Here is a 6,190-nt window from a genome sequence, read left to right on the forward strand (position 1 = left end):
GCGCCCCATCGGGGAAATGCGGCGCGAAGCGCCTGCATTTCAGGGGCGCGGGGAACTGCGCGAGAAGCCCCCACCGGGCCGCAGACGCGCACGTACCGTCAATACCCCCCTTACCCCCACGGAGGCCGGGCGAGCGGCCGAGGTGCTGCTCGGCCGTCTTACGGGCGCAGCGCCCGCAGGAGCAGGTCGGCCAGCTGGTCGGCGAGTTCCTGCGGGGTGAGGGGGCCGTCGGGCCGGTACCAGGTCGACAGGTGGTGGACCGAGCCGAAGTGATAGTCGACGACGAGGTCGGCCGGGGTCTCGGTGGAGAAGACGCCGGCTTTCTGGCCCTCTTCGATCAGGGCCCGGAACCGCTCGTGGTAGCGGCGCCGCTCGGCCCGTACCTGCTTGTTCTTCTCGGGGCTGAGGTGGTGCATGGAGCGGAAGAAGATCGCCGCGTCGTCGAGGTTCTCGATGGTCGTGACGACCACGTCGGCGGCCGCGGCGCGCAGCCGCTCCTCGACCGGCTGGTCCAGGTCGGCGAAGGCGTCGAGCCGCTCCTGCTGGAGGCGCAGCACGCGCGCGTACACCTCGTGCAGCAGGTCGTCCTTGGAGCCGAAGTAGTGGTAGAGGGCGCCCTTGGTGACGCCCGCCGCCTCGACGATCTCCTGCACGGAGGTCCGGTCGTAGCCGCGCTCGGCGAACAGCCGGGTGGCGGCCGCCAGGAGTCGCTGCGGAACCGGCGTCCCGTCGCCGTCCGTCGCCGCCTTGGCCACTGCCGCCACCTGCCTTCGCTGTCTGTCTCGTGGTGCTTCGGTCACTCGGGTCCTGCGCGGGTCACGCGCCCGGTGAACGCAGTTCCCGCCGGAGGATCTTCCCACTTGCCGTCTTGGGAAGCTCGCGCAGGACCTCCACCTCGCGCGGGTACTTGTACGCGGCGAGCCGTTCCTCGCAGTACGCGGACAGCTCGTCCGGTGTGGCGTCGGCGCCGGGGCGCAAGCTGACGTACGCCTTGACGGTCTCGCCGCGGTAGGCGTCGGGGACGCCGACGACGGCGGCCTCGCGGACGGCGGGGTGGGTGTAGAGGACGTCCTCGACCTCGCGCGGCCAGACCTTGAAGCCGGACGCGTTGATCATGTCCTTCTTGCGGTCGACGACGTAGAGCCAGCCGTTCGCGTCCATGAAGCCGATGTCGCCGGTGCGCAGTTCCCCGTCGGGGAAGGCCTCGGCGGTGGCGTCGGGGCGGCGCCAGTAGCCGGGCACGACCTGGGGGCCGCGCACCGCGATCTCGCCCTGTTCGCCGAAGGGCACATCGGCGCCCCGGTCGTCGACGATGCGGACGACGGCGTCGGGCCCGGGCACGCCGACCGCGAGGGTGCCGGAGACGGGGTCGACGGGGGCCTCGACGCCGGGCGGCACGGTGGCGCAGGGGGCGGTGCACTCGGTGAGGCCGTAGCCGTTGTGGATGTACGGGCCGAACGCGGCGCGGAACTTCTCGACGAGCGCGGGCGGCACGGGCGCTCCGCCGGAGGAGATCGAGTCGAAGGACGCGAAGTGCTCGCGGGTGGCCTGCGGCTGGGCGCCGAGGGCCATGAAGGCGGTGGACGGGCCGACGGTGTAGGCGGGCCTGTGCTCGGCGAACGCGTCGAGGACGACGCCGGGTTCGAAGCGGTAGGCGAGGGCGAGGGTGCCCGCGTTGGCGACGCAGGCGACGAGTTCGCAGACCATGCCGGTGATGTGGAACAGGGGCGCGAGGGCGAAGTAGGTGGCGCCTTCGGCGACGCCGAGGCCGGTGCGCTGGCGTTCGGCGTTGTGCGTGATGTTGCCGTGCAGGTTGGTGGCGCCCTTGGGGGTGCCGCTGGTGCCGGACGTGTAGCTGATGAGCGCGATGTCGGCGCTGGTCAGCTCGCGGTCCGCGGGCGCGGGGTGGCCGGCGCGGGCGACGGTGAGCAGGTCGTCGGTGTCGGCGGGCGCCGGGGTGACGCGCTCGAAGGACAGGACGCGGGTGTCGTTCCGGCTCTGCAGGTCGAGTTCGCAGGCGGTCAGGGCGATGCGTACGGGTGAGTCCGCGGCGGTGTCGCGCAGGTACGCCTCCCAGGCGCGGTCGGCGCAGACCAGGGCGGTGACCTCGGCGTCGTGGAGGACGTGGGCGACCTCGCCCGCCTTGTACATCGGGTTGACCGGGACGACGACGGCGCCGGCCTTGAAGGCGCCGAGCAGGGCGAGCACGAAGTGCGGAGAGTTCTGCAGCATGATCGCCACGCGGTCGCCGCGCTCCAGGCCCCGGGCGGCGAGGTGTCCGGCGACGGAGTCGGAGAGGGCGTCGGCCTCGGCGTAGCTGAGGCGGCCGTCGAAGTAGGCGAGGGCCGGGTGGTCGGGGGCGCGGCGCACGGCGTCGGCGAAGGCGTGGACGACGGTGGCGGGCGGGGTGACGGGGGCCTTCTGGGCCTCGCTGAGGACGGCGAGCCAGGGGCGTGCCGCGTAGATCGACTCGGTCACCGGCCGGCCTCCCACTTCTGCTGGATGTGGTTCATGGTGGTGAGCCAGCGGTCCGGGTCGGCGGCGCGGCCCGCGTAGTACCCGGCGACCTCGGGGTGCGGCAGGATCAGGAAGCGGTCCTCGGCCATGCCCGTGAACAGGGCGTCGGCGACGTCCTCCGGTTCGATGGCGGTGGGCGCGAGGACGAGGTCACCGGCGGATCCGGCCTCGGTGAGCATGTCGGTGCGCACGCCCTGCGGGCAGATGGCGTGCACCTTGATGCCGCGGTGCCGGTAGGTGAGCGAGAGCCACTCGGCGAAGGCGTAGGCGCCGTGCTTGGTGACGCTGTACGGGGCGGCGCCGATCATGGTGAGCAGTCCGGCGGCGGAGACGGTGGAGACGAAGCGGCCGCTGCCGCGCTCCAGCCAGTCCGGGAGCAGGGCCTGGGCGGCGCGCACGTGCGCCATCACGTTGACGTCCCAGGCGGCGGCCCACACCGCGGGGTCCGCGGACTCGGTGCCGCCGGAGGAGAGGCCCGCGTTGGCGCACCAGACGTCGACGGTGCCGCCGAGGGCGTCCCGGGCGTCGTCGACGATCGCGGACGCGTCGCCGGGGACGGCGGTCGCGCCGATCTCCTCGGCGACCGCGGCGGCCTTGGCGGCGTCGAGGTCGTTGACGACGACGCGGGCGCCGGCGGCGGCGAAGCGGCGGGCGAGGGCGGCGCCGATACCGCCGCCCGCGCCCGTGACGACGACTGACTGGCCCTGCGGACTCTCCACCATCGGTCTCCTTCGGCACGCCGTGACTCAGGTTGCCTCAGCACACTAACCAGTCGGTATGTCGTGGGGAAAGGGGGCGCGGGACACGGATGCGCGCAAGATCCGTTCCCCGGACGGGGTCCGGGGACTAGCGTGCGGCGAGAGGACCAGACCAGTTCCGGCGATCACGGAGGTGCACGGATGAACGTGTCGAGACGGGTGCTGCTCGCGGCGGGTGCGGGAGTGGCCGGCGCGCTGGGTGCGGGGAGCGGCACGGCGGGCGCCGCGACGGTGGACGGACAGGGGCGCGGGCCGGGCCTGCGCACCGGTTTCGAACGCCTCGCGGCCGACGGCTACGGGCTGCTGTCCGGGCAGAAGGTCGGCGTCGTCACCAACCCCACCGGCGTGACCCGGGACGTGCGGCACATCGTGGACGTCATGCACGCGGACGACCGCGTCGACCTGAAGGCCGTGTTCGGCCCCGAGCACGGCTTCCGCGGCACGGCGCAGGCGGGCGGCTCGGAGGGGCGTTACGACGACCCGGCGACCGGGCTGCCGGTCTACGACACGTACTTGAAGAGCGGTCAGGCGCTCGCCGACATCTTCACGGCGTCCGGTGTCGACACGGTCGTCTTCGACATCCAGGACGTGGGCGCCCGCTTCTACACGTACATCTGGACGCTGTACGACTGCATGGAGGCGGCGCGGCTCGCCGGCAAGAGGTTCGTCGTCCTGGACCGGCCGAACCCGGTGACCGGGCGCGACGCGTACGGGCCGGTCCTGCACAAGGAGTTCGCGACGTTCGTGGGCCGGCGCGAGATCGCGCAGGCGCACGGCATGACGGTCACGGAGCTGGCGCGGCTGTTCAACGGCGAGTACCTGGACAAGCCGGTCGAGCTGGCCACGGTGACGATGACCGGCTGGAAGCGCCGCGACTTCTACGACGCCTCGGGCCTGCCGTGGGTGCCGCCGAGCCCGAACATGCCGACCCCGGACACGGCCCTGGTCTACTCGGGCACCTGTCTTTTCGAGGGCACGAACCTCTCCGAGGGGCGCGGCACGACCCGCCCCTTCGAACTCCTCGGCGCCGAGGGGATCGACGCGCGCTGGGCCGCCGCCGCGAACGAACTCGCGCTGCCCGGCGTGCACTTCAGGGAGGCGTACTTCGCACCGACGTTCTCCAAGTTCCAGGGCAAGACCGTGGGCGGCGTGCAGATCCACGTCGACGACCGCGAGGCCTTCGATCCGGTCCGCACCGGGATCGCGCTCCTCGTCACCGCCAAGTCGGCCTGGAGCGGCTTCGCCTGGCGCTCCGACAACTGGATCGACAAGCTCACGGGCTCGACCCAGGTCCGCACGATGATCGACAAGGGCGCGGACACGGACGAGGTCGTCCAGGGCTGGCACGGCGAACTGGAGAAGTTCCGCGCGGTGCGCCGGCAGTACCTGACCTACAAGTAGGCGCCCTCGGAAGAGACACGGGGAGCATCTCAATCCCCGAGACGTCCCGTCTCGGGGATTGACTGCATACTGCACCGACCGCGACAGTGCAGCCGTGCTCAAAGACGACCCCACCAGGGAAGACCCAGCCCAGGACGACACGGCCGCGGCCCCTCGGCCGGAGCGCCTACGGCGCGTAGCGGTCGCCAGTTTCATCGGCACGGCCATCGAGTTCTACGACTTCTACGTCTACGGAACGGCCGCCGCCCTCGTCCTGAACGAGGCGTTCTTCCCCAACCTGTCCTCCCTCAACGCCACTTTGGCGTCCTTCTCGACGTACGCCGTCGCGTTCGCCGCCCGCCCGATCGGCTCCCTGCTGTTCGGTCACTTCGGCGACCGGATCGGCCGCAAGTCGGTGCTCGTCGCCTCGCTGCTGCTGATGGGCCTGTCGACGGCGTGCGTCGGCCTGCTGCCCGGCTACTCCACGCTCGGCGTCTGGGCCCCTCTGCTGCTCGTGCTGCTGCGCTTCCTCCAGGGCGTCGGGCTCGGCGGCGAGTGGGGCGGGGCGGCGCTGCTCGCCGTGGAGCACGCGCCGCGCGGGCGGCGCGGCCTGTTCGCGGCATTCCCCCAACTCGGCCCGTCGGTCGGCTTCTTCGCGGCGACCGGCATCTTCTGGCTGCTGTCCGAGTCCCTCTCGGACGAGGCGTTCCGGTCCTGGGGCTGGCGGATCCCGTTCCTGCTGTCCTTCCTTCTGGTCGCCGTCGGCCTGTTCGTGCGGCTGAAGATCAGCGAGACGCCCGTGTTCGCCAAGGTGATGGCGGACCAGGAGGCCAGCAGGGCACCGGCCCTGGAGGTGTTCAAGCGGCACCCGAAGGAGATCCTGCTCGGCGCGGGCGGCATGGTCGTCGCGTACGGCCTCTTCTACACCGCCACCACCTACTGCCTCGCCTACGGCACGAAGACGCTGGGCGTGCCGCGCGGCACGATGCTCGCCGTGTCGCTCGTGGCCTGTCTGTTCCTCGCGGCCGGGACCTGGCTCGCCGCGACGCGCTCGGACGCGGGCGGGCGGCGCCGCACGGTCCTCGCCGGCTCGGGTCTCGCGGTGGTGTGGGGGCCGGTGCTGTTCCTGCTGATGGACACCGAGCAGCCGGTCCTGATCGCGCTGGCCCTCGGCGGGGCCCTGTTCTGCATGGGCGTGGTGTACGGCCCGATGGGCGCCTATCTGCCGGAGCTGTTCTCGGTCCGGGTGCGCTACTCGGGCGCCTCGTTCGCGTACAACCTGGGCGGTGTGCTCGGCGGCGCCGTCGCGCCGCTGGTGGCGACGCGGTTGCAGAGCGCGTTCGGCTCGTCGTCGGTGGGCTGGTACGTGAGCGCGATGGCCGTCATCTCGCTGCTGTGCGTGCTCGCGCTGCCGGAGACCCGGGAGCGCGAACTCGGCTGAGGGCGCCACGGGAACGGGACAGCTGGCGGGCGGACGCCCGGACACATACCGTGGGTGTGCGGAAATCACAACGCTGCGCCAGGGAAACCAAGAC

General features: G+C 72.0%; 5 protein-coding genes. 2 read left to right on the plus strand and 3 right to left on the minus strand.

Going from position 1 to position 6,190, the window contains the following annotated elements; all coding sequences use genetic code 11:
* Window positions 1-158: 158 nt before the first annotated feature.
* The 3 genes from ACFW9D_RS22470 to ACFW9D_RS22480 all read right to left on the minus strand — a co-directional run bounded on the left by ACFW9D_RS22470 (window position 159) and on the right by ACFW9D_RS22480 (window position 3,239).
* Window positions 159-755, minus strand: a complete 597-nt coding sequence (locus ACFW9D_RS22470; protein ID WP_384624164.1) for a TetR/AcrR family transcriptional regulator — start codon at window positions 753-755, stop codon at window positions 159-161.
* 61 nt (window positions 756-816) lie between these two features.
* The gene (locus ACFW9D_RS22475) at window positions 817-2,478 is read right to left on the minus strand and encodes a class I adenylate-forming enzyme family protein (RefSeq protein ID WP_384624166.1); all 1,662 of its coding nucleotides are present in this window, start codon (window positions 2,476-2,478) and stop codon (window positions 817-819) included.
* Window positions 2,475-3,239 (minus strand): SDR family oxidoreductase, encoded by a 765-nt coding sequence (locus tag ACFW9D_RS22480; protein ID WP_384624167.1) that lies wholly within the window; start codon window positions 3,237-3,239, stop codon window positions 2,475-2,477. The genes ACFW9D_RS22475 and ACFW9D_RS22480 overlap by 4 nt, the downstream gene beginning before the upstream one ends.
* 177 nt (window positions 3,240-3,416) lie before the next feature.
* On the opposite strand from ACFW9D_RS22480, the gene ACFW9D_RS22485 reads away from it, so the two are divergent.
* Window positions 3,417-4,676, plus strand: coding sequence for an exo-beta-N-acetylmuramidase NamZ domain-containing protein (locus tag ACFW9D_RS22485; protein WP_188339821.1), 1,260 nt, complete (start codon window positions 3,417-3,419; stop codon window positions 4,674-4,676).
* Between the two features lie 94 nt (window positions 4,677-4,770).
* Window positions 4,771-6,096, plus strand: coding sequence for an MFS transporter (locus tag ACFW9D_RS22490; RefSeq protein WP_384624169.1), 1,326 nt, complete (start codon window positions 4,771-4,773; stop codon window positions 6,094-6,096).
* Window positions 6,097-6,190: the final 94 nt, after the last annotated feature.

This window comes from Streptomyces sp. NPDC059524 (assembly GCF_042749255.1).
Taxonomy (GTDB): Bacteria; Actinomycetota; Actinomycetes; order Streptomycetales; family Streptomycetaceae; genus Streptomyces; species Streptomyces xanthii.

Bases quoted from the DNA above. Each gene is read 5' to 3' on its own strand.
- ACFW9D_RS22480 (WP_384624167.1), bottom strand. From the start codon at position 3,239: ATGGTGGAGAGTCCGCAGGGCCAGTCAGTCGTCGTCACGGGCGCGGGC.
- ACFW9D_RS22485 (WP_188339821.1), top strand. From the start codon at position 3,417: ATGAACGTGTCGAGACGGGTGCTGCTCGCGGCGGGTGCGGGAGTGGCC.